This window comes from Marinobacter sp., from assembly GCF_039977835.1.
Classification (GTDB): domain Bacteria; phylum Pseudomonadota; class Gammaproteobacteria; order Pseudomonadales; family Oleiphilaceae; genus Marinobacter.
The window spans coordinates 32,363-53,819 of the sequence record NZ_JBDWCL010000048.1; the positions used below are offsets into that span (position 1 = coordinate 32,363).

21 protein-coding genes are annotated in these 21,457 nt (G+C 58.3%); 8 read left to right on the forward strand and 13 right to left on the reverse strand.

Annotated elements, in window-relative coordinates:
• The first annotated feature begins 5 nt into the window (after positions 1–5).
• From ABJM11_RS14740 to ABJM11_RS14750, 3 genes are read left to right on the forward strand one after another with little or no spacing between them, the layout of a single operon-like run.
• On the forward strand, positions 6–1,148 hold the full coding sequence (locus ABJM11_RS14740; RefSeq protein WP_348293161.1) for an acyl-CoA dehydrogenase: 1,143 nt from the start codon (positions 6–8) through the stop codon (positions 1,146–1,148).
• An 18-nt stretch (positions 1,149–1,166) separates the two neighbouring features.
• Entirely contained in the window at positions 1,167–1,928 is a 762-nt protein-coding gene (locus ABJM11_RS14745) for a class II aldolase/adducin family protein (protein ID WP_348293163.1), read from the forward strand.
• Between the two features lie 39 nt (positions 1,929–1,967).
• Complete coding sequence (locus tag ABJM11_RS14750) at positions 1,968–2,423, forward strand: MaoC family dehydratase (protein WP_348293165.1); 456 nt, start codon at positions 1,968–1,970, stop codon at positions 2,421–2,423.
• Between the two features lie 67 nt (positions 2,424–2,490).
• Here ABJM11_RS14750 and ABJM11_RS14755 read toward each other — a convergent pair whose 3' ends face one another.
• The 12 genes from ABJM11_RS14755 to ABJM11_RS14810 form a co-directional block, all read right to left on the reverse strand.
• Complete coding sequence (locus tag ABJM11_RS14755) at positions 2,491–3,639, reverse strand: ABC transporter substrate-binding protein (protein ID WP_348293166.1); 1,149 nt, start codon at positions 3,637–3,639, stop codon at positions 2,491–2,493.
• Between the two features lie 54 nt (positions 3,640–3,693).
• Positions 3,694–4,401 (reverse strand): ABC transporter ATP-binding protein, encoded by a 708-nt coding sequence (locus ABJM11_RS14760; RefSeq protein ID WP_348293167.1) that lies wholly within the window; start codon positions 4,399–4,401, stop codon positions 3,694–3,696.
• Positions 4,388–5,158, reverse strand: coding sequence for an ABC transporter ATP-binding protein (locus ABJM11_RS14765; protein ID WP_348293169.1), 771 nt, complete (start codon positions 5,156–5,158; stop codon positions 4,388–4,390). The genes ABJM11_RS14760 and ABJM11_RS14765 overlap by 14 nt, the downstream gene beginning before the upstream one ends.
• Positions 5,151–6,182, reverse strand: coding sequence for a branched-chain amino acid ABC transporter permease (locus ABJM11_RS14770; protein ID WP_348293170.1), 1,032 nt, complete (start codon positions 6,180–6,182; stop codon positions 5,151–5,153). Before ABJM11_RS14770 ends, ABJM11_RS14765 begins: the two co-directional genes overlap by 8 nt.
• A gap of 2 nt (positions 6,183–6,184) precedes the next feature.
• The gene (locus ABJM11_RS14775; protein ID WP_348293172.1) at positions 6,185–7,048 is read right to left on the reverse strand and encodes a branched-chain amino acid ABC transporter permease; all 864 of its coding nucleotides are present in this window, start codon (positions 7,046–7,048) and stop codon (positions 6,185–6,187) included.
• 152 nt (positions 7,049–7,200) lie between these two features.
• Positions 7,201–8,868 carry a long-chain fatty acid--CoA ligase gene (locus tag ABJM11_RS14780; RefSeq protein WP_348293174.1) on the reverse strand — a complete coding sequence of 556 codons (1,668 nt, stop codon included), beginning with the start codon at positions 8,866–8,868 and terminating at the stop codon, positions 7,201–7,203.
• Positions 8,869–8,890: 22 nt separating this feature from the next.
• Positions 8,891–9,670 carry a 5'/3'-nucleotidase SurE gene (gene surE, locus ABJM11_RS14785; protein ID WP_348293175.1) on the reverse strand — a complete coding sequence of 260 codons (780 nt, stop codon included), beginning with the start codon at positions 9,668–9,670 and terminating at the stop codon, positions 8,891–8,893.
• On the reverse strand, positions 9,667–10,731 hold the full coding sequence (locus ABJM11_RS14790) for a phosphotransferase (RefSeq protein ID WP_348293176.1): 1,065 nt from the start codon (positions 10,729–10,731) through the stop codon (positions 9,667–9,669). The genes surE and ABJM11_RS14790 overlap by 4 nt, the downstream gene beginning before the upstream one ends.
• Positions 10,732–10,896: 165 nt before the next feature.
• Positions 10,897–11,664, reverse strand: coding sequence for an SDR family oxidoreductase (locus ABJM11_RS14795; protein ID WP_348293178.1), 768 nt, complete (start codon positions 11,662–11,664; stop codon positions 10,897–10,899).
• 164 nt (positions 11,665–11,828) lie between these two features.
• Entirely contained in the window at positions 11,829–13,031 is a 1,203-nt protein-coding gene (locus ABJM11_RS14800; RefSeq protein ID WP_348293179.1) for an acyl-CoA dehydrogenase family protein, read from the reverse strand.
• 44 nt (positions 13,032–13,075) lie between these two features.
• Positions 13,076–13,516 (reverse strand): PaaI family thioesterase, encoded by a 441-nt coding sequence (locus tag ABJM11_RS14805; RefSeq protein ID WP_348293180.1) that lies wholly within the window; start codon positions 13,514–13,516, stop codon positions 13,076–13,078.
• Positions 13,516–14,310, reverse strand: coding sequence for an SDR family NAD(P)-dependent oxidoreductase (locus tag ABJM11_RS14810; RefSeq protein WP_348293182.1), 795 nt, complete (start codon positions 14,308–14,310; stop codon positions 13,516–13,518). Before ABJM11_RS14810 ends, ABJM11_RS14805 begins: the two co-directional genes overlap by 1 nt.
• A 152-nt stretch (positions 14,311–14,462) precedes the next feature.
• Between ABJM11_RS14810 and ABJM11_RS14815 the strand changes: the two genes are divergently transcribed.
• The 5 genes from ABJM11_RS14815 (at position 14,463) to ABJM11_RS14835 (ending at position 19,974) form a co-directional block, all read left to right on the forward strand.
• Entirely contained in the window at positions 14,463–16,046 is a 1,584-nt protein-coding gene (locus ABJM11_RS14815; protein WP_348293184.1) for a class I adenylate-forming enzyme family protein, read from the forward strand.
• 232 nt (positions 16,047–16,278) lie between these two features.
• Positions 16,279–17,325 (forward strand): TRAP transporter substrate-binding protein DctP, encoded by a 1,047-nt coding sequence (gene dctP / locus ABJM11_RS14820; protein ID WP_348293185.1) that lies wholly within the window; start codon positions 16,279–16,281, stop codon positions 17,323–17,325.
• Between the two features lie 88 nt (positions 17,326–17,413).
• A complete protein-coding gene (locus ABJM11_RS14825; RefSeq protein WP_348293186.1) occupies positions 17,414–17,965 on the forward strand; it encodes a TRAP transporter small permease subunit in 552 nt (183 codons plus the stop codon).
• Positions 17,962–19,272 (forward strand): TRAP transporter large permease subunit, encoded by a 1,311-nt coding sequence (locus tag ABJM11_RS14830; RefSeq protein ID WP_348293187.1) that lies wholly within the window; start codon positions 17,962–17,964, stop codon positions 19,270–19,272. Before ABJM11_RS14825 ends, ABJM11_RS14830 begins: the two co-directional genes overlap by 4 nt.
• Before the next feature lie 126 nt (positions 19,273–19,398).
• A complete protein-coding gene (locus ABJM11_RS14835) occupies positions 19,399–19,974 on the forward strand; it encodes a hypothetical protein (protein WP_348293188.1) in 576 nt (191 codons plus the stop codon).
• Between the two features lie 68 nt (positions 19,975–20,042).
• Here ABJM11_RS14835 and ABJM11_RS14840 read toward each other — a convergent pair whose 3' ends face one another.
• Positions 20,043–21,425, reverse strand: a complete 1,383-nt coding sequence (locus tag ABJM11_RS14840; RefSeq protein ID WP_348293190.1) for a sodium-dependent transporter — start codon at positions 21,423–21,425, stop codon at positions 20,043–20,045.
• Between the last annotated feature and the right edge of the window lie 32 nt (positions 21,426–21,457).

The following is a 21,457-nucleotide window of genomic DNA, read 5'->3' on the forward strand; positions in this document are numbered from 1 at the left end:
CGACCATGGATTTCCAACTCAACGAAGAGCAGCAGATGCTGCAGGACACCGTGGCCCGCCTGGTGCGCGGTGAATACAGTTTTGAAAAGCGCCTGGGGTTCAGCGAAACCGACCTGGGCTTCAGCGCTGATTTCTGGCACCAGCTCAGCGAACTGGGCCTGACGGCTGTGCCGTTTTCCGAGCAGCTCGGCGGCTTCGGCGGCGGAGGCGTGGAAGTGCAGTCAGTGATGGCCGAGCTGGGCCGGGGCCTGTGCCTGGAGCCGTACCTTCAGTCGATCGTTTTCGGTGGCGGCCTGATCGCCCATGCCGGCAACGACAGCCAGAAAGAACACTGGCTGACCGGTATCGCCAGCGGTGAACTGAAAGCCGCAGTAGGCCTGCAGGAGCCGCAGAGCTTCTACGACCTGAACAACGTGGAAACCCGCGCCGAGAAAAACGGTGAGGGCTACCTGCTTAATGGTCGCAAGGCGGTGGTGATCGGTGGCCACTGTGCCGACGTGATTGTGGTATCTGCCCGCACCTCGGGCGATCTCCGCGATGCCGACGGCATCAGCCTGTTTGCCCTGAGCCCGGATACTGCCGGCGTTGAACGTCGCTCTTACCCCACCATAGACGGTGCCAGGGGGTGCGATATCAGCCTGAACAACGTCCAGGTTGGAGCAGACAGCCTACTGGGTGAAGAAGGCAAGGCTGGCGACGTGATCGAGTACCAGGCCGGGCGCGCCATCGCTGCCCTGTGTGCCGAGGCCGTGGGCGTGATGGAAATGGCCAATGAGCTGACGCTGGAATACCTCAAACAGCGCAAGCAGTTTGGTGTACCCATCGGCAAGTTCCAGGTTCTGCAGCACCGCATGGTGGACATGATGTCGGAGCTGGAGCAGGCTCGTTCCATGGCAATCCTCGCGGCCAACGTTGCCGACGGCGAACAGAGCGATGAACGGCGTCGCGTTCTGGCTGCCGCCAAGAACGTGATTGGACGTGCCGGCCAGTTTATTTCCGAGGCGGGCATCCAGTCCCACGGTGGTATTGGCATGACCTGGGAGTACAATTTTGCCCATTACGCCAAGCGACTGATCGCCATCAATCACCAGCTGGGCGATGACGACTTCCACCTGGAGCGTTACGCCGCCCTGCTGCAGGCAAGCTGAGAGAGCGGGACGATCACCATGACAACAGCAAGCGAGCAGTCAACACAACAGGATCTGAAAAAGGCCGAGTGGAAGGTACGCACCGAACTGGCTGCCGCCTATCGGCTGGTGGCGCTGTTTGGCTGGGATGACCTGGTATTTACTCATCTTTCGGCGCGGGTGCCTGGTCCGGACCATCATTTCCTGATCAATCCTTACGGACTGCTGTTCCATGAAATCACTGCGTCGTCGCTGGTGAAAGTGGACCGCGACGGCCAGGTGGTGGAGTCCGGTGGTCTCGCTCGGGTGAATCCGGCCGGTTTTACCATTCACAGCGCGGTGCACATGGGCCGGGAAGATGCCGGCGCGGTGATGCACCTGCATGCACCCGATGGCGTGGCAGTTTCGGCCCACCGCGATGGCCTGCTGCCCCTGAGCCAGACGGCAATGCTGTGCCTGAACCACCTGAGCTATCACGATTACGAAGGCGTCGCCCTGGATCTGGACGAGCGCGAGCGGCTGATCAGTGATCTGGGGGACAAGTCAATGATGCTGCTGCGGAATCACGGTGTGCTGACGGCAGGGAAAGATGTGCCGGAGACGTTCACCTATCTGTACTTCCTGATGAAGGCTTGTGAGATTCAGGTCAAGGCCCAGAGCTGTGGGCCGACCTATATGCCCTCTGAACAGGCCATCAGGACCACGACGGATCAGTCTCAGGCGCTGGGGGGCGCAGCGGCGCTGACATGGCCGGCACTGGTCCGGCTACTGGACAGCAAGAACCCCGGGTACGCCGTATAATGTCAGTTCTGCTTCAACCATCTAGTCAAGGATGCCGGCATGCTTTCCGTTGAGCTGAAGGACCTGGAAAAACATACGGGGTCCCTGATTGGTCACAGCCCCTGGAAAACCATAACCCAGGAGATGATCCAGGCTTTTGCCGATGCCACGGGTGACCATCAGTGGATCCACCTGGATGTCGAACGGGCACGGCGGGAATCACCCTGGAAGACGACTGTCGCCCATGGTTTTCTGACGGCCTCCCTGATTCCCCTGTTGAATCAGCAGGTGATTGACGTGCAGGGAAAAAGCGCCAGCATCAACTACGGGATAAACAAACTGCGCTTCCCCGCCGCAGTGAAATCCGGGTCGTCTATCCGGAGCAGAATGGAACTGATGGAGGTGTCCAGAGTGGACGAGCAGCGCACCATGGCCACTTACCGGACCACTGTGGAAATTCAGGGCGAGGACAAGCCGGGCTGTGTGGCGGAGAATCTGGTCATGTACGTCGCCTAGCTATCTGCCGCCATAACGTAGAAAAGGGGCCGCGCGGCCCCTTTTCTTTGTTCCGGCAAGTATATGGTCAGTCAATTTCTTCCTGAACAATCTCACCATCCTTGACCACTGCCAGGGTGGTTTCAGTAACAAACCCGCCGTTTTCGGTCACTTCGCTGACTTCGTAGGGGTTCTTGCTGGCGTCCATGTTTTTCAGGGCATCGCCCACAGCTGCGCGGAGGGTTTTCGGGTCGGTGGAGTCGGTGGCATCCATGGCTTCTACCAGTGCATGCAGCGCCAGATAGTTATACGCGGCCTCCGAACCCGGGGTCTTGTCGTACTCAGCCTTATAGCGCTTTATGAAGTCTTTGGCGGCCGGGGTGTCATACACACTGAGGGGGACCACACCGATGGCACCTTCCAGCATCTCCAGCCCACCGGCCACATCAGCGACTTCATCCAGCTTGGCCTGGTCCATCACGATGAACCCACCCTGAAAGCCCATCTGCCGTGCCTGCTGCACAACCAGCCCGGTGGGTTCGGAGGCGCCGCCGACAAACATAACATCCGGGCTCTCCGAGATAATGCGGCTGACACCGGTGAAGAAGTCCGCCGATTTGTTGTAATCCATCGGGGTATCGGCCACTACCTGACCCCCTTTGGCCTGCCACTCATCCTTCATCATGGTGGCCCAGATCTTGGCGTACTCGTGGGTAGCACCACCCATGCCGAGTTTCTCGCCCTGATGCTCGAGTGCGTAGTCGGTGAAGGCTTTCACATACCCATCAAAGGTGGGCGGAATACGCAGGGTCAGGCGGTTTCCCTGTTCGGTGATACTCGGCACGCTGGAATAGGCCATCACCAGAAAATCGTCTTTCTCATTAAAGTCCTGCAGCGCAAAAATGCCACCGGAATGCGGCACGAACACGGCCGACACCTCGGACTCCTGTTTGAGGCGCTTGGCGTTTGTGGCGGCCTGGGATGGCGAATAGCGGTCGTCGAGGGCAACCAGGTTGATGGTGGTTTTCTCTCCGTCGAGATCAAACCCGCCAGCAGCGTTGATCTCGTCCACCGCCATTCGCAGCCCTGACAGGGTATTTTCGCCGTAAAGCGCGGCACCGCCGCTCAACGGGCCGGTGAATCCGATGTTCACTTCACCGGCCAGTGCGCCGGCGGAAAGGCTCATGCCAAGGGTCACTGTTGCGACAGCCTGGCCCAGTTTTCTGGCTATTTTCATTGTTCTCTCCTGGTTGTGTTGTGCTTGTCACTCCATTTTTACGTTTCAGGCCGTTCAGGCCCCGATGTACGCCTTGCGGACCTGTTCATTGCCCAGCATCGCTTCCCGGTCCCCTTCCATGACCAGGTGGCCGTTTTCCATAACGTAAGCGCGATGGGCAATCTTGAGAGCGGCAAAGGCGTTCTGCTCCGCCAGCAGCACGGTTGTTCCCAGGCTGTTGATCTGGCGGATGGTTTCAAACACCTGCCGGACCACAAGCGGAGCCAGCCCGAGGGATGGCTCATCAAGCATCAGCAGCCGTGGCCGGCTCATGAGCGCACGGCCGATAGCCACCATCTGCTGCTGACCACCGGACAGCGACCCGGCCTCTTCACCGGCTTTGTCCGCCAGTATCGGAAACAGCTCCAGTACTTCATTAAGGCGCTTCCTGTTACCCTGGCGATCCCGGCGATGCACATACGCACCCATCATCAGGTTCTGCATGACGCTCATGCGGGGAAACAGCTTGCGCCCTTCGGCACACTGCACCACGCCGCTGGTGACAATAGCGCTGGCTTTCATGCCGTTGAGCTGCTTGTCTTCGAAGCGGATATCGCCGGCTGTCGCTTTCACCAATCCACTGATCGCATTGAAGAGGCTGCTCTTACCGGCGCCGTTGGCACCGAGCAGCACCACCAGTTCACCGGTTTCCACGGCCATGGAAATATCGGTCAGGGCCTTGAAGCTGCCGTAGCAGACATCCACGTGTTCAAGCTGCAGCATCTTCGTCACCTCCCAGATAGGCTTCGATCACCAATGGGTTGTTGCGCACTTCTTCCGGGGTGCCCTCGGCAATCTTTTCGCCATGGTCCAGCACCATGATCTTGTCCGCCAGGCTCATGATCATGTCCATCTTGTGCTCAATCAGGCACACGGTGAGGCCTTTTTCATCCACCATTTTCCGCATCAGAGCGGCGAAGCCAACGGTCTCTTCCGGGTTGATCCCGGCCGCTGGCTCGTCCAGCAGCACGATCTTGGGATCCGTCGCCAGCGCCAGAGCGAAGGCCACCCGCTTGCGCTCCTCCTGGGTGATATCCGCGATGAACTGGCCGGCGACATGGCCGAGGCCGACAAATTCCAGCACTTCCATGGCCTTATCCCGTGCAGCCTTTTCCTCCCGCTGCAGGCGCTTGCTATTGATCAGCACATCCCACAGGCCGGACTTTGTGCGCAGGCGATACCCCACGATCAGGTTATCCAGCACTGTGGCCTGTTCGAACAGGTTGGTGGTCTGGAACGTGCGGCCCACGCCCATCTTCGCCACCCTGTCGCTTGGCAGGATGGTTACATCCACACCGTCCAGCAGGATACGGCCGGAGGTGGGCTGGTGCAGACCCGAGATCAGATTAAAGAAAGTGCTCTTGCCGGCACCGTTGGGGCCGATGATGGCGTTGATCTTGCCGGCTTCGAATTCGACCGACACATCGTTCACCGCCGCCAGGCCACCAAACATTCTGGTCAGATGTTCTACCTTAAGCATTGCTTTCTGCCTCCCGGGACTGTGAGGTGTTTACCCTGCTTTCCTGGCGCTTTTTCGCAGGCGCCAGTGCCTGGGACTTGCGGTGCATCCAGGTCAGGAACGAGCCGGTAATGCCCCGGGGGAAGAAGATCACCAGCAGCACCAGCAGCGGGCCGAAGATGATCATCCGGTATTCTTCCAGGAACTGGAGCGACTGGGTAATCCACACAAGACCAATGGTGCCCAGCAGCGGCCCCATAATGGTGCCGATACCGCCCACCAGCAGGTAGGTGATCATGTCGAAGGTATGCTGGACATTGGCCTCTTCCGGGCCGATAAAACGCACCATGCCGGCATACAGGGCACCCGCCAGGCCGGCGTAGGTGGTGGACAGCACAAATGCCAGGACTTTGTTGCGCATCAGATTGATACCCAGTGACTGGGCCAGCTCGTCGCCGTTACGGATGGCAATAAAGGTGCGGCCCAGCAGGGACTTTGATAACCGCCCCATGAACCAGATCGCGAACACCAGAAACGCCAGCACCAGATAGTAGAACGGGGTGGTCTCGGTGAAATCCACCAGTCCAAAACCATAGGGTGCGGCGATATCACGGACCCCGATGGCGCCATGGGTCAGTTCCTCCCACTTGTCGATCAGCAGGTAGATGATGAAACCCACGCACAGAGTAAAAATGGCGAAGTAATGCTCTTTAAGGCGCAGCGAGACAATGCCCACCAGGAACCCCAGAACCGCGGTCATCAGCAGGGCACCGGCGAAGGCCGGCCAGAAACTCCAACCATAATCGGCCGTCAGCAGGCCAAGGGTGTAGGCACCGATGGCAAAGAAGCCGCCATGGGCGAGGTTCAGCTGGCCGCAGAAACCAGTGATAATGTTCAGGCCATAGACCGCGATCGCCCAGACAAAGGCGGTGGCCATGACATAAACCTGGTATTCGTTCGCCGCAACCAGCGGGAACAACACGGCAAAGGCCAGCATCAGATACTTTGCAGCTGGTGTCATCAGCAAGGATGCAAACTTGAACATGATCAGTGCGCCCCCTTCGCGAACAGGCCCTGAGGACGAATGGACAGAATCAGTACCAGCAGGCCAAAGGCAATGATGTCCTTGTAGGAAGTGGAGATGTAGAAACCACCCAGCGCTTCGGCAAAGCCGATGATCATGCCCCCGACGATGGCGCCGGGAACGCTGCCCATGCCACCGAGGATGATGATGACAAAGGCTTTCATGATCACCAGGTGGCCCATGGCGGGGTATACCAGGTTGATGGGGGCGTAGAGGGTCGCAGCAAACGCGGCCAGTATCCCGGAGATGGCAAAGGTCATCATCGCCACACGGTTGGCATCAATGCCGACGAGGAAGGCGCCGTCACGGCTCTGAGCCATGGCGATGATGGTGGCACCGGTCATGGTCCTGCGCAGGAACAGTTGCAGTGCCACCACCAGGACGAAGGCACCGGCAATGATCAGCAACCGCTGCTCCGGAATGATCAGCCCGTCGAAATTCAGGATACCGCTGTAGGGGGAGGACATGCGGCGGAAATCCGAACCCCAGAACATCTGCACCACCGCTTCCAGGAACAACAGGATACCGATGGCGGCGATCTTGTCGTGGATGGGCGGCGAGTGTCTCAAAGGGTGGAACACCAGGCGTTCGCACAATATCGCAAGTACGGCGACAACGGCTGCCGATCCTGCCATGGCGACCCAGTAATGGGCTCCCAGGTCCACCATGAAGAAGTAGGACATGAATGCCCCGACCATATACAGCGCGCCATGTGCGAAGTTCGGTATATGGAGTATTCCGTAGACCAGCGTCAGCCCCAGGGCTACGAGACCGTAGATGCTCCCCAGGGTTAACCCGTTGATGATCTGTTGCAAGAAAAGGCTCAAGTGTGCTCCTCCGCTATCTTGTTGTTGTTGCGGTTTTGCGCAGAACCATCCGGTCCTGCGTCGGCATACTGAAACAATTACATCGAACGTCTCATATGTCAATATTTAGAATTCGGTTTCGCATTGCGGAACACTGAATTCGAAATAAACACTCAGGATTTGTCTTTCCACTCCTCTTCCTGCAGTGCTCGCCACATCAGTTTGCCAGTCGGCGATTTCGGCAGTTCATCCACGAACTCAATGATTTCAGGCACTTTATAGGCCGCCATCTGTTCCTTGCACCAGCTGATGATGTCCGCTTCCGTGGTGGTGTCATCGGCGTCGGGCGTCAGTACGATGCACGCCTTTACAGTCTCCCCTCGCTTGGGGTGCGGCGACGAAATGATGCACACCTCGTGAATTCCCGGATGCCGGTACATGAGCCCCTCCACTTCCGAGGGCCAGACCTTGTAACCTGAGGCGTTGATCATCCGCTTGACCCGATCCACCATGAAGAAATAACCCTCTTCGTCGTAATAGGCGAGATCACCGGTGCGGAAGAAGCGTTTGCCGTCGATCTCCACAAACGCGGCTTCGGTTTCCGCGGGGCGCTTCCAGTAGCCCTGGGTGACCTGGGGGCCATTGGAGACAATTTCCCCCACTTCACCCGGCCCTTTCTCTTCCAGGGTTTCCACATCAATGATGCGGCTATCCACATCGAACACCGGAATACCGAGGCACTGCGGTTTGGGGTGATCAGACGGATTGATGTGGGTGGCCGCCATGGTTTCTGACAGCCCGTACCCCTCGATGTAGTCCAGCCCCGTCATGGTCTTGAGCTTGGCAGCCACCGACTCCGGCATGGCTGCGCCGCCACCACCGATGGTATTGAGGCTGGTCAGGTCGTACTGGCCGATGTCCGGATTGGAGAGGAAATCCACCGCCATGGTGACGATATTGGTCCAGCCGGTGACCTGGTAACGCTCGATCAGCCGTGCTGCGGTGGTGCGATCCCAACGGGTCATAATGACGGAGGTAGAGCCACTGTAGATCGGGCTGTTCATGGAACCGGTCATGCCGGTGACGTGGAAAAACGGCAAGGTGGCCAGTTGCACCGTGTTGGCAGTGCTCAGGTTCCAGAATGCCCGGTGTACGGCAGTCGCCATCACGCTGCGGTGAGTGTGCATGCAGCCCTTGGGGGCGCCAGTGGTGCCCGAACTGTAGGGAATAACGGCGAGATCATCCGGGCCGGCTGTGTGGGCTGAGGGTTTTAGATCTGCCGCCAGTGCCTGCTCCCAGCCAACCATACCAGCCACCTCCTGCGACCAGGCCGGTGCAGCGACCTCTGCCGGCAGATCCAGATCGGTGTCGGGGGCGATGTAAGTGCTGTAGGAAGCCACCACGATATGGTTGAGATCGGTGGTTTCCAGCAGAGGGGCAATAAATCCCGCCAGCTCCTGGCCCGCCAGGCAGACACTGGCCCCGGTATCGGCCACGTAATGCTCCAGTTCCGCCGCCCGGTTCATCGGGTTGATCGGAATCACAACCGCATCTGCACGCAAGATGGCGTAGTAGGCAACCACGTACTGGGGCGAGTTCTGCATGTACAACAACACCCGGTCGCCTTTTCCAATACCCTGCGCCTGCAGGTAGCCGGCCATGGTCTCGACTTCCTGGAACAGACGGCTGTAGGTCATCGGCGCATCGTAGAAAATGATCGCGGTGCGATCCGGATACCGCCATGCAGAAATTTCCAGATTGGTAAACACGCTGGTCCGGGGCAGCGCCATGCTCTTGGGCAGTTCTTTCGGCCAAACGGCGTAATGGCGAGTAAATGTCATTGTTGTATTCCCCTTGTTCGGTTCAGTGAGCCGCCGCGGCGACCAGATCAAATATGTCGGTATCGCCGGGAAGGCGTTCCTGATGACGTAATGGCGTAATGGCAACCGCACTGTCCCGCAACACACTGACGTCTTCACCGGGCGCCACAATATGACGGGAGCTGCGATCAAACCCCAGCCACCAGTACGGCAGACTGCGGGCATCCTGACCCGCAAGCAGGCGGGCTCGTTGGATCGATCCGTTGGATTGCTTGCACAAACGTGCCTGACTGATCACCGCCGCCTCGCAGGCCGGGAAATTCACGTTCCAGGCGTGGCACTGCCCCGGCTGCCACAATTGGCGCACCACAGATTCTCCGAACATGGCAACTGGCCCCCAATCCACCCCTTCCCGGCTCAGGAACGCCTGGCTCAGCGCGATGGCGGGTATGCCCATATGCTCGGCGCTGAGCACCGCGCCCACGGTACCGGAGTACTGCACCGAGTCACTGATGTTCGCGCCGCAGTTCACCCCCGATAGCACCAGATCCGGCGGCGTTTCGCCGAACCACTGCGCCAGCGAATACAGTACACAGTCCGCCGGCGTGCCGGACACCGCGTAGCGCCTGTCGCCCTGCTCATACACCCGCAACGGATCGTGAATGGAAATGCTCTGGCCGGCGCCACTGCGATCATGCTCCGGCGCCACCACCCAGACTTCCTCGGCGAGATTGCGAGCGATCTGCTCCAGCACTCTCAGGCCCGGCGCATTGATACCATCGTCGTTGGTGATCAGAATGCGTTGCACCATCGGCTCGTTCATACTCGCTCCCCCTCACTGGCAATCCGCCACCCGGCCTCCGCCAGCAGGCTGGCCCGCTTGCCGACCTGCAACGCATCGGCATTGGCAGCATTACCCTGCAACGCGCGGGCATAGACCCCTTGCAGGATGGACGCGAGACGAAACAGCGAAAACGCCAGGAATACATGCCAGTCGGCAATGCCGTCACGGCCACTCTGCTGACAGTAGCGCGTGATGGTTTCCTGCTCGTCAGGAATGCCCAGCGCTTCCAGATCCTCGCCCTGGAGCCCGCGCATGCCTTCCATATCTGAAGGCAAATGATAGGGCAGGCAGTAATAGGCAAGATCTGCCAGCGGGTGCCCGAGCGTAGAGAGCTCCCAGTCCAGAATGGCGATAACTTCTGGCTTGTCCGGCGCCAGCATCAGATTGCCAAAACGGTAGTCGCCGTGGGCGATGGCACACTCGTCGGTAGACGGGAGATTCTGGGGTAACCACTCCATGAGTTTATCCATGGCCGGCATGTCATCGGTCTTGGCTGCAAGGTACTGCTTGCTCCAACGAGCAACCTGCCGCGCCACATAGCCTTCCGGACGGCCATAATCACTCAGCCCGATTTGGTTCACGTCCACCGCATGCAGAGCCGCCAGCGTATCGATAGCGGAAAGGTGAGCTGCCTTCCGTTCCGAACGTTCCAGTGCACGCAGCGCCGGATGGCTGACAATACGGCCTTCCAGATAGTTCATGACGTAAAAAGGTGTGCCGATGATGCTGCTGTCTTCACACAAGGCACGGGTGATCGGGACCGGAACATCGGTGTGCTCGGACAGCGCACGCATGACTTTGTATTCCCGTTCGACCATATGGGCAGAAGGAAGCGTCTTTCCGGGTGGCTTTTTGCGCAGCACATACTGGCCACTGTCGGTGTTCAGCAGGAAGGTAGGGTTGGACTGTCCGCCCTGGAACTGCTTGACCTCCATGCGATCACCGAAATCTGGCAGTGTTTCCTTAAGCCAAGCCAGAAGCTTGGACTCGTCGAACTTATGGGCTGGCAGGACGTCTACCAGTTCAGGGTTCATGCTCATCTTTGCTGTTGCCTTCATTTATTGCGTGGCGGCCCGGTCATAGGGGCGGTGGGTGGGGGTGTCTTTCTTCCGGGAAAAAGAACTCGCTTCGCTCAGACACCTTTATTCCCTGCACAAAGACACCCCCACCCACCTACCTCGGCATACTTTCGGTGATGCCTCTTCTCAACAAATGGTTTCGCCGCCGTCGGCTACGATGACCTGGCCTGTGATATATGCGCTGGCTTTTGTCGACAGGAAGACAGCCAGGCCGGCAATATCCACTGGTTCACCAATTCGTCTCAGCGGCGTTTTGTCTTCGGCGCGTTTGACACGGACCGGATCTTCCCACAGGGCCTTGGCGAAATCGGTTTTGATCAATCCGGGAGCAATGCTGTTCACACGGATACCCTTCGGGCCCCACTCCACAGCGAGGTTGCGGGCCAATGCTGCTTCCGCTGCCTTTGAAACACCGTAGGTACCGATGGTGGTGTTACCGCGGATACCGGCAATACTGGACAACAGCACAACCGCGCCTTCACCTTTTTCCGCCATTTGCGGCAATACCATGTTGGTCAGCCAAAAGGTGCCTTTGACATTGGTGTCCATAATCTTGTCCCAGGCATCGTCAGTCATCTCGGCGGTGGTGCCGTACACCGGGTTGGTGGCCGCATTGCACACCAATACATCTATCGAGCCCCAGGCTTCGTTCGTCTTGTCCACCAGGTTCTGCAGGTCTTCTTTCTTGCCTACGTGGCACGGAATGGCGATGGCGTCGTAGCCCTGTTCTTTCAATTCGTTGGCTACCTGCTCACAGGCGTCCGCCTTGCGGCTGGAGATCACGACTTTCGCACCCAACCTCGCCATTTCTTCGGCAATGGAACGGCCAATGCCTTTGGTGGAGCCGGTGATCAGTGCAACTTTACCGGTCATGTCAAAAAGCGGGTTATTCATACTCGAACCTCATGCTCAAAACTTTGGGAACGAACGGGGAGGAACCTGCCGGGACCGTCAAAAACATGGATGTTTTTGTCGAGCGTACATGGACGTATTCACAGCGTGTCCCGGCAGGTTCCTCCCCGTTCGTTCAAACACCCAACGTATCGGGCCGAAAAAAATCAGCGATACTGGCGAAGCTCAATCTTGGCCACCGAATCCAGATGCACCTCATCCGGCCCATCCGCCAGCCGCAGGGTCCTAACCTTGGCCCAGGCCTCGGCCAGGAAGGTGTCCTGGGACACACCGGCACCGCCGTGAACCTGAATCGCACGGTCAATCACGTTCAACGCCATGCTCGGCGCAATCACCTTGATCATCGCGATTTCCTGCCGGGCCACCTTGTTACCCACAGTATCCATCATGTGCGCCGCCTTCAGCGTCATCAGCCGCGCTTGCTCAATCTCGATGCGACTGCGGGCAATATCCTTGCGGACGGAGTCGAAGCTGGACAGCGGCTTGCCAAAGGCTTCACGGGAACTGGCGCGTTTACACATCAGCTCCAGTGCCCGCTCGGCAACACCAATGGTGCGCATACAATGGTGAATCCTGCCCGGCCCGAGGCGGCCCTGGGCGATTTCGAAGCCACGCCCCTCACCCAGCAACAGGTTCCCCACCGGCACCCGCACATTCTCGTAGTGAATCTCAGCGTGGCCGTGAGGTGCATGGTCATAGCCGAACACCGTCAGCGGACGAATCATCTTTACCCCCGGCGTATCCAGCGGGACCAGAATCATTGACTGCTGCTTGTGCTTTTCCGCCTCCGGATCAGTCTTGCCCATCACGATGGCAATTTTCGACGTGGTGGTCATGGCACCCGACGACCACCACTTTTTGCCGTTGATCACATACTCGTCACCTTCGCGACGGATTTCACAGGCAATATTGGTGGCATCGGAAGACGCCACGTCGGGTTCGGTCATCGAAAAACAGGAACGGATCTCGCCATCGAGCAGGGGCTTCAGCCATTTTTCCTGCTGTTCTTTATTACCGTAGCGGGCGATGGTTTCCATGTTGCCGGTGTCCGGCGCAGAGCAGTTGAACACCTCCGGTGCCATGGCGGAACGACCCATGACCTCGCACAGATGGGCGTATTCGTAGTTGGTCAGTCCCGCGCCGAATTCGCTTTCCGGCAGGAACAGGTTCCACAGGCCGGCGTCCCTGGCTTTGACCTTCAACTCCTCGATGATCGGTACCGGAGCCCAGCGATTTTCCGCCTGCTCGACCTGTTCATGATGTTTGTGCTCATTAGGGTAAATGTAAGCATCCATGAACTCGTTCAACTGCGCCTGAAGTTTTTTTGCTTTGTCAGACAGTTCAAACATGTCCGCTTCCTCTTGATGTTGGCATTGAATCGGTAACCGTTCCGTCAGATCGGAACGCCCTCCGGTTTGTCACTGCCGGACCGGATCCGGAACGTACCCTCGGCGATAGCAAGCAGGTTGCCCTTTTCGTCATGAACCTCGCCGGTGCTGTTGAATATACGGGTTCCACCGGCGCGCTTGCGGCCAGTGACCCTGATGGTTCCGCTGGAACACTGACCCGTAAAGGTAGTGGTCAGTGTCAGGGTGATGGCCTTGCGCATACGCCCGGGATAGGGGCAGTAGGTGCCTGCCTGGGCCATGACAACGTCCAGCAGGGAAGTAAGCACCCCACCGTGGATCACTCCGCCCAGATTGAGGTGCTGAGGCTGCAGTGCCAGTTCCAGCACTGCCTCGTTCTCTTCCCACGACAGCTGGCGATACCCCAGCAGACGGTGAAAGCCCGGCAAGTCAGTTCCATCGGCAAACAGCGGTTCTTGTTCACTCATTACACTTTCATCCCGGGCAGATTCAAAGAAGCGGTGTTGCCGCCGTCCACGGCCAGGGCCTGACCGGTGATGTAACTGGCATCGTCACTCGCCAGAAACAGAATCGCCGCGGCAATTTCGTCCGGCGCGCCGTATCGGCGCAACTCACACCGTGATCCCAGCTTGTGGGCCTTTTCGTGGGTGCGGGCGTAGTCGAACACGGCCTGGGTCATACCCGTTTCCACCAGCCCAGGGCACACGGCGTTCACCCGCACATTGTCCTTACCGAGATCGCAGGCGGCGGTCATGGTGAGGTTGATCACCCCCGCCTTGGACGCGCTGTAGGCATTGCCTCCAGCGCCGGAGCGGATGCCCGCCACGGAGGCGGTGTTCACAATCGAACCGAGTTGGCGAGCCTGCATATGGGGGGCCACGTGTTTGATGAACAACATGGTGCCGATCAGGTTTATCGACAGCACCTTCTCCCACTCTTCCCGATCATTGCGCGTGATGTCAGGGTGTCCATCGCCCGTACTGGCGATGCCGGCAATGTTGCAGAGCACGTCAATCTTGCCGAACGTTTCGGCTGCTTCGTCCACCAGCGCCTTGACCTGGACCTCATCAGCCACGTCGGCAATCCGTCGCAGGGCGTGCGCCCCCTCTGGCAACAGGCTTTCGGTATCCAGCAGACCAGCCTCAGAGCGGTCCACCATCATCACGCACGCACCCTGACGGGCCAGGCGTACCGCGGTGGCTCTCCCGATGCCGCTGCCAGCTCCGGTGACGATGGCTGCCCGGTTATCGAAACGCCCCATGCCGATGCTCCTTGTTGTGGTTTATTCGCGCCGTCACAAAATTCACTTCAAGGTAATTTGTCACGCCTTCCGGTTTTGAGTCAATATAAACGAAAGTAAATTTCACTAGATAAAACACGATAACACCGAGAGGCCAAAAAATGGAAAGCTTGATGCAAATGCCAGTACACGCTCCGGTGAACCCTGAAGAAACCATGGCAGCCATTGGTGAGCGCATTCAGGATCTTGCTGACGAACGCCCCCATCAGACTGCCCTGATCGACGACCAGGGCAGCGTCACCTGGCGCGAACTGGTGCACCTCGCCAACCGCATTGCGAACCGGTTGCGGGCCGAGGGACTGAAGGAAGGGGACACGGTGGCAATGCTGTCGGAGAACCGTATGGAAGCGGTAGCGGTGTATCTGGGCACGCTGGTGGCCGGCGGCTGCATGGTGCCGTTATCAGGCATGGCCAGCAGTGACAGCCTTGCACTGATGATCAACGACTGCGCTGCCCGTTACCTGTTTGTTTCCCGAAAGGATCTGCGGCTGCTGGATGCCATGGAAGGCAAGCTGAGTTCTCTTGCGACAGCAGGGTGCATCGGCCTGGGCACAGACGGCGACGGCGGGATGAACAACCTGGACCAATGGCTCGGCAATATCGATGCAGAGGCCAGGCCGGCCAAGGTTAGCCTGGATCACCCGTTCAACATTATCTATAGCTCCGGCACTACCGGAACACCCAAGGGCATTCTCCACGATTACCGCTTCCGCCAGCGCCAAATGATGCGCATGAGCCGCTTTGGCCTGGATGGCGATGCAGTGAACCTGGTTTCCACGCCACTGTATTCCAACACCACACTGGTATCCGTGCTCCCCACGCTGTTCCATGGCGGCACGCTGGTCCTGATGGCCCGTTTCGACGCCCGGCGTTTTCTGGAACTGGCCGAACACCACCGCGTCACCCACGCAATGCTGGTGCCGGTGCAGTACCAGCGTATTCTGGCCGACCCCGGGTTCGATCGTTTCGACCTGTCATCGTTCCAGCTGAAACTATGCACCAGCGCGCCTTTGCGCGCCGAGGTTATCCGCGAGGCCATGACTCGCTGGCCGGGGAACATCCGCGAGGTTTACGGCCTTACCGAAGGTGGCATTTCCACCTGCCTGGACTGTGCCGCCCACCCCGGCAAATGGGATTCAGTAGGGCTCCCAACAGAGGGTGCCGAGGTACGGGTGATTGATGAACAGGGCCACGAACTGCCAAGGGGCGAAACCGGAGAAATCGTCGGCCGCGCGATTTCCATGATGCGCGGTTACGTCAACCGCGACGACCAGACCCGCGAGATGATCTGGACCAGCCCGGAAGGCCTGGTATTCTACCGCAGCGGTGACATGGGGCGGGTGGACGAGGACGGTTTCGTCTACATACTCGACCGCCGCAAGGACATGATTATTTCCGGTGGCTTCAATATCTACGCGGTGGACATTGAAAAGGTGCTGCTGTCGCACCCGGCGGTGGCCGACGCCGCTGTGATTGGCATTCCCAGCGAACAATGGGGAGAAACACCACTGGCCCTGGTGGTGCTTGAACCCGGCGCCGGACGCCGGGAACAAACCGAGGCAGAACTGCTGGCCTGGGCCAACGGCAAGCTGGGCAAAACCCAGCGCCTGGCCGGCGTTGAACTCCGAACGGAGCTGCCCCGGTCCACCATTGGCAAGGTGTTGAAGCGAGAACTCCGGGCCCCCTATTGGCCGTGACGGTATAGCAGCGCAGGATGACGAAATGGACAGATCCCGCTTCATGTTCAGCGATCCTCACTATACTCAATTCTATGATCGGGAGATCGCTAACAGAATATCCACTTCTATCCTATTGCAAAAAGCAAAGCGTGTGATAGATTCGGATACAAGGATTCATTCTGCAGTCAACAGTTCTGCAGAGCGAAACTAGGAACGGGACGATTAACACAATAATGATCGAGGTCCAACAATGAAGATACTAACCACCGCCAGAACAACCCTTACTGTTTACGCCTCAGCCCTGACTCTGGGCCTGACGGCAGCCCTGGCCAGTGCGCCGGTTACCGCCCAGGAAACCACGACCTGGAAGGTACAATCCCACTGGCCGGGCGCCAGCAGCTCCTACGAGGACAGCCTGGTTCGACTGAAGAACGTGATTGAAGAGCGCACCAATGGTCGCCTGAAACTGGAACTGTATGAATCTGGCGCGCTGTTCAAGCCCACGGAAACCTTCAACGCCGTGAGCCGCGGCATTCTGGAAATGGGTACCATCTCCCCGGCTTACGCTCAGAGTAAGATCAGCCTGGCTGGTGTCGCGTCCGGCTTGCCGCTGGCGTTCCAGACCCCGGCCGAAGCCGCGTATTTCCATATGGCCATGGGTTTTGAGGAGATGTTGAGGGAAGAAGCCGCTGAGCATAACGTCTATTGGGCCACCGACAAGGTCTATCAGACCGAGATGGTGGTCAAAGAGCCAATCAAAAGCGTCGAAGATCTGAAGCAACTGAAGATCCGCTCCTCCGGTGCACTGGAGAAGTTCCTCGCTGAAGCCGGTGCGGCCACAACCTACATTACCGGTGCCGAGCTCTATTCAGCACTGGATTCCGGTATCGTCGACGGCGCCCACTGGGGCGCCGCTCAGGGCGCTTATAGCATGTCCCTGTACGAGGTGGCCAAATACCACGTCAAGCCTGCCCTGAACGTGGCCGGCACTGACGTTATCATTGTCAGCCAGAAGGCGCTCGACGCCCTGCCTGAAGGGATGCAAGCCACGGTCAAGGATGCCCTGAAAGAACAGTTCTGGGTACGCACCAACGAATACGAGCACAAGGAAAAAGTCACCCTGCAGAAGGCCGTGGAAGAGGAGGGTGTTGAAATCAACACACTGCCACAGGATGTTCAGGACCACATGCTGCAAGCGGCCCAGAAATTCTGGGATGAGGAAGCCAAGACCAGCGACAACGCCGCGAAGGCCGTTGAGATGGTCAAGGAATACCTGAAAGAACTCGGCCGCCTGTAATCAGGCAATAACAGAACCGGGCTTAGCGCCCGGTTTTTCATTGCCAATCAAATTCATCTCAACCAGCCCTTAAAGTCGGAGGGACAAGATGCGCGCTCTAACCGCATTCATGACTGGAGTGACCCGGCTCAATAACCTGCTCGGCCGGTGGTTCTCCTATCTGGTCATGATCATGTTCCTGTTATTGATCACAGGGGTGGCTTTTCGATATGTACTTGAGTCGCCGCTGTCCTGGACGAGCGAGTTGACCCAGCTGCTTTTCGGGGTGTACGGACTCATGGCCGGTGGCTATCTGCTGGCTAACAACGGGCACGTCAACGTGGACCTGGTCTATTCAAAATTCAGCCGCCGCAAACGGGCTTTTCTGGACCTGTTTACCTCGATACTGTTTTTCATGTTCACCCTGGCGCTATTCTACTTCGCCGTGGACATGGCCTGGGAATCCTTCAGTGGCCGGGAAACATCGAATTCGGCCTGGGATCCCCCCATCTGGCCGGTGAAAGCCTTCATCCCACTGGCCACCCTGTTACTGATCCTGCAGGGCATCGTGAAGCTGCTGCAGGACATAGCCATTGCTTTCAACCTCAGTTATTACCAGCCCGAACCTGAGCAAGAGGAACTGCCGGAGGAGAAGCCATGAGCATTGAAGCGTTGACCCTGCTTTTCTTCGGCTCCCTGCTGTTTTTCCTGGTGCTGGGCCTGCCGCTGGCGTTTGTGCTTGGCGGCGTTTCGGTGGTGTTTCTCTACTTTACCTGGGGCTTCGACTCCTTCTACCTGGTGGCTTCGCAGATCTGGAGCACCATGGAAAGCTTTACGCTGGTGGCGATCCCTCTGTTTGTGTTCATGGCCATGATTCTGGAGCGAACCGGGGTCGCCCGGGACCTCTACCGGATGATGCACCTGTGGTTCGGTGGCGTCCGCGGCGGGCTGGCCATTGGCACCCTGGTGATCTGCGCGATTTTCGCAGCGATGGTCGGTATCAGCGGTGCGGCGGTTGTCGCCATGGGCACCATCGCCCTGCCGGCAATGCTGGAGCGTGGCTACGACAGGAAGATGGTGCTTGGCGTCATCAACACCGGCGGTGGCTGGGGTGTGCTCATCCCGCCCTCCATCCTGATGATTCTGTATGCCCTGATCACCGGCGTGTCGGTGGGCAAGATGTTTGCGGCCGGCATACTGCCGGGCATCATGCTGATGATTCTTACCTCTGCGTACGTTCTGATCCGCTGCTACCTGCAACCGCACCTGGCTCCGGACCTGCCCAAGGAAGAACGGGGCACCTGGGGTGAAAAATTCGCGGCCCTGCGTTCCGTGCTGCTGCCTATGCTGGTGGTGTTCATGGTATTGGGCTCGATCATCGGGGGCATCACCACGCCCACGGAAGCGGCGGCGATGGGTGTGCTTGGCGCGCTGATCTCGGCCGCAGTCTACCGCGCGCTGAACATCGAACTGATCAAAGATGCCTCGATACGGACGTTCAAGCTCACAGGCATGATCATGTGGATCCTGTTTGCTGCACACGCTTTCAGTGCCGCCTACCAGAGTATGGGTGCCCAGCCAATGATAGAGGGCATGATCCAGTCCATTCCCGGCGGACCCTGGGCGGTCATCATCGTGATGATGCTGATTGTCTTCCTGTTGGGCATGGTGCTGGACCCGGTTGGCATCATGCTGATCACTCTGCCGGTGTTCACGCCTATCGTTGCCTCCATGGGCTTTGACCCAATCTGGTTCGGGATACTGTTCGTGATCAACATGGAGATCGGCTATATGACGCCACCGTTCGGGTTCAACCTTTTCTATCTGAAAGGGGTGGTGCCGCCAGGGATAACCATGGGCGACATCTATAGGTCGGTGATTCCCTTCGTGCTCATCCAGATCGTGGGTATTGGCTGTCTCATGGTATTTCCGGAGATTGCCACCTATTTGCCGAACCTCCTGTTCTGAAGCAGCCCGGCTCTTCGAAGCCCTGTGCATTACACTCGGGTATTGCGGGCCGGTTAACGGAGAACTACCTTTAGGGCATCCCCGCCCGATGGAAGCGGGAATGCCCAACCATAAGGAGATGTTCTCATGATCGGACTACGTCCCGTCTTACTGACGATTATTTGCCTGTTTGCCTTATCCCCCCTCAGTGCCCATGCCGAAACGCTGACCGACCAGACAGTCCGTGCGTTCATCAGTAGCCTTGAGGCTCTTCAGGGCATGGAAAATGAATTCGAAGATCTGAACGAAGACCTCACCAGCGAAGAGGACCCTGCGGAAATGCCGGACCTGTCGCGAATTTTCTCGTCTTCGGTTGAAAAAATGGAGGGCCATGAGATGCATGACCGGCTGGAGGAGGTGGTGCAGCAACACGGCTTTTCCAGCCCCGAAGAGTGGGGCAAAACCGGCGACCGTATTTTTCAGGCCTGGAGCGCCCTTGAAATGGGTGAGCAGTCCGGGCAGGTGAACCAGGAGATGGCCAAAGCGATGGAGGAAATCGACAACAATCCCAACATGAGCGAGGCTCAGAAACAGCAGATGCGGGAAATGATGGGCGGCGCCATGTCGGCGTACAAGCAGGCAGCCAACGCGCCGGAAGCGGACAAGCGGGCGGTGCGGCCGCATCTGGAAGCTTTGCGCGCGGCTACCGAGGCAGATGAATAGAGCCAAAAAACCCGGCCGTTTATTGGCCGGGTTTTCCTTGCGTCCAAATTTGCTCTAAACCCTCACGCTTATGACAGCAGGTTGTAGACAAACACAATGGCGACCGCAACCGGCGTCACAAAGCGAACCAGGTTGTACCAGAGGGTAAAACTTCCTCCTTTCAGCGCCAGATTGCTCTGCAGTGACTCTTTTGCCACCACCCAGCCAACGAACAGGGCAGTCAGCAGTCCCGACAACGGCAACATGACATTGGCTGTGAAGAAATCGAGCAGGTCGAAGATTGTATTGCCTTCGAAGCGCTCGAACATACCCAGAGGCGCAAAGCCGGACCACTCATTCAGGGACAGGATTGACGCAACACCCAGTAACCAGCAGGCCACGCCCACCACAATGGTGCTGCCGATACGGCCAAAGATCAGCTTGTCTTCCAGCCATTCCACCACCGGCTCCAGCAGGGAAATGGCCGATGTCCAGGCGGCAAACAGCAGTAGCACAAAGAACAGGGCACCAAACACGCTGCCCATTGGCATCTGGCCGAAGGCCAGTGGCAGGGTCTGGAAAATCAGGCCGGGGCCGGCGCCCGCTTCCAGGCCATTGGCAAACACCACCGGGAAGATCGCCAGGCCAGCCATCAGCGCAACAACCGTGTCCATAATGGAAACAGTAACCGCCGTACGCCCAATTGAAACGTCATCCGACAGGTAGGAGCCATACGCCATCATGATGGCCATGCCCAGGCTCAGGGTGAAGAACGCGTGGCCCAGGGCAACCAGTACACCATCCACGGTCAGGGCGCTGAAATTGGGTGTAAACAGGAAGGCAACCGCTTCTCCGAAGTGACCGGTAGTCGTGGCATAGCCAACGGCAACCAGCAACAGCACGAACAGTGCCGGCATCAGAATGGTCACTGCCCTCTCAAGGCCTGATTTCAGGCCACGAGCCACGACAAAAATCACCAGGGCCATAAAGATGCTGTGCCAGATCAACAGCGTAACCGGGCTGGCCAGAAGGCCACCAAACAACTCGCCAATCGCGTCTGCGCTCTGCCCGGTAAAGTCGCCCATGGCCGCGTGACCAACATAGGAGGCGGCCCAGCCACCGATCACCGAATAGAACGACAGGATAATGAAGGCCGCCAGCACGCCCACGATGGCAGAAATTCGCCATGCCGGAGACGCCAGGTTGCGCTCGGCCACCAGACGAAAACTGGTGATGGGGTTATGCCGGCCATTCCGGCCGATGAACACTTCCGCCATCATGATGGGAATACCCACGATGGCGATACACAGCAGGTAGACCAGCACGAAAGCGCCGCCGCCGTTTTCGCCGGTCACATAGGGGAACTTCCAGATATTGCCGAGCCCCACGGCCGAACCGGTCGCCGCGAGGATAAACGCCATCCGGGAAGACCACAGGCCGCGATGGATCGGGGTCGATCTTGAATCAGTCATTGTTTCATCCTGTGCTTTTCGCTGACGAATCG

Bases quoted from the DNA above. Each gene is read 5' to 3' on its own strand.
- ABJM11_RS14740 (WP_348293161.1), top strand. From the start codon at position 6: ATGGATTTCCAACTCAACGAAGAGCAGCAGATGCTGCAGGACACCGTG.
- ABJM11_RS14745 (WP_348293163.1), top strand. From the start codon at position 1,167: ATGACAACAGCAAGCGAGCAGTCAACACAACAGGATCTGAAAAAGGCC.
- ABJM11_RS14750 (WP_348293165.1), top strand. From the start codon at position 1,968: ATGCTTTCCGTTGAGCTGAAGGACCTGGAAAAACATACGGGGTCCCTG.
- ABJM11_RS14755 (WP_348293166.1), bottom strand. From the start codon at position 3,639: ATGAAAATAGCCAGAAAACTGGGCCAGGCTGTCGCAACAGTGACCCTT.
- ABJM11_RS14760 (WP_348293167.1), bottom strand. From the start codon at position 4,401: ATGCTGCAGCTTGAACACGTGGATGTCTGCTACGGCAGCTTCAAGGCC.
- ABJM11_RS14765 (WP_348293169.1), bottom strand. From the start codon at position 5,158: ATGCTTAAGGTAGAACATCTGACCAGAATGTTTGGTGGCCTGGCGGCG.
- ABJM11_RS14770 (WP_348293170.1), bottom strand. From the start codon at position 6,182: ATGTTCAAGTTTGCATCCTTGCTGATGACACCAGCTGCAAAGTATCTG.
- ABJM11_RS14780 (WP_348293174.1), bottom strand. From the start codon at position 8,868: ATGACATTTACTCGCCATTACGCCGTTTGGCCGAAAGAACTGCCCAAG.
- surE (WP_348293175.1), bottom strand. From the start codon at position 9,670: ATGAACGAGCCGATGGTGCAACGCATTCTGATCACCAACGACGATGGT.
- ABJM11_RS14790 (WP_348293176.1), bottom strand. From the start codon at position 10,731: ATGAGCATGAACCCTGAACTGGTAGACGTCCTGCCAGCCCATAAGTTC.
- ABJM11_RS14795 (WP_348293178.1), bottom strand. From the start codon at position 11,664: ATGAATAACCCGCTTTTTGACATGACCGGTAAAGTTGCACTGATCACC.
- ABJM11_RS14800 (WP_348293179.1), bottom strand. From the start codon at position 13,031: ATGTTTGAACTGTCTGACAAAGCAAAAAAACTTCAGGCGCAGTTGAAC.
- ABJM11_RS14805 (WP_348293180.1), bottom strand. From the start codon at position 13,516: ATGAGTGAACAAGAACCGCTGTTTGCCGATGGAACTGACTTGCCGGGC.
- ABJM11_RS14810 (WP_348293182.1), bottom strand. From the start codon at position 14,310: ATGGGGCGTTTCGATAACCGGGCAGCCATCGTCACCGGAGCTGGCAGC.
- ABJM11_RS14815 (WP_348293184.1), top strand. From the start codon at position 14,463: ATGCAAATGCCAGTACACGCTCCGGTGAACCCTGAAGAAACCATGGCA.
- dctP (WP_348293185.1), top strand. From the start codon at position 16,279: ATGAAGATACTAACCACCGCCAGAACAACCCTTACTGTTTACGCCTCA.
- ABJM11_RS14825 (WP_348293186.1), top strand. From the start codon at position 17,414: ATGCGCGCTCTAACCGCATTCATGACTGGAGTGACCCGGCTCAATAAC.
- ABJM11_RS14830 (WP_348293187.1), top strand. From the start codon at position 17,962: ATGAGCATTGAAGCGTTGACCCTGCTTTTCTTCGGCTCCCTGCTGTTT.
- ABJM11_RS14835 (WP_348293188.1), top strand. From the start codon at position 19,399: ATGATCGGACTACGTCCCGTCTTACTGACGATTATTTGCCTGTTTGCC.
- ABJM11_RS14840 (WP_348293190.1), bottom strand. From the start codon at position 21,425: ATGACTGATTCAAGATCGACCCCGATCCATCGCGGCCTGTGGTCTTCC.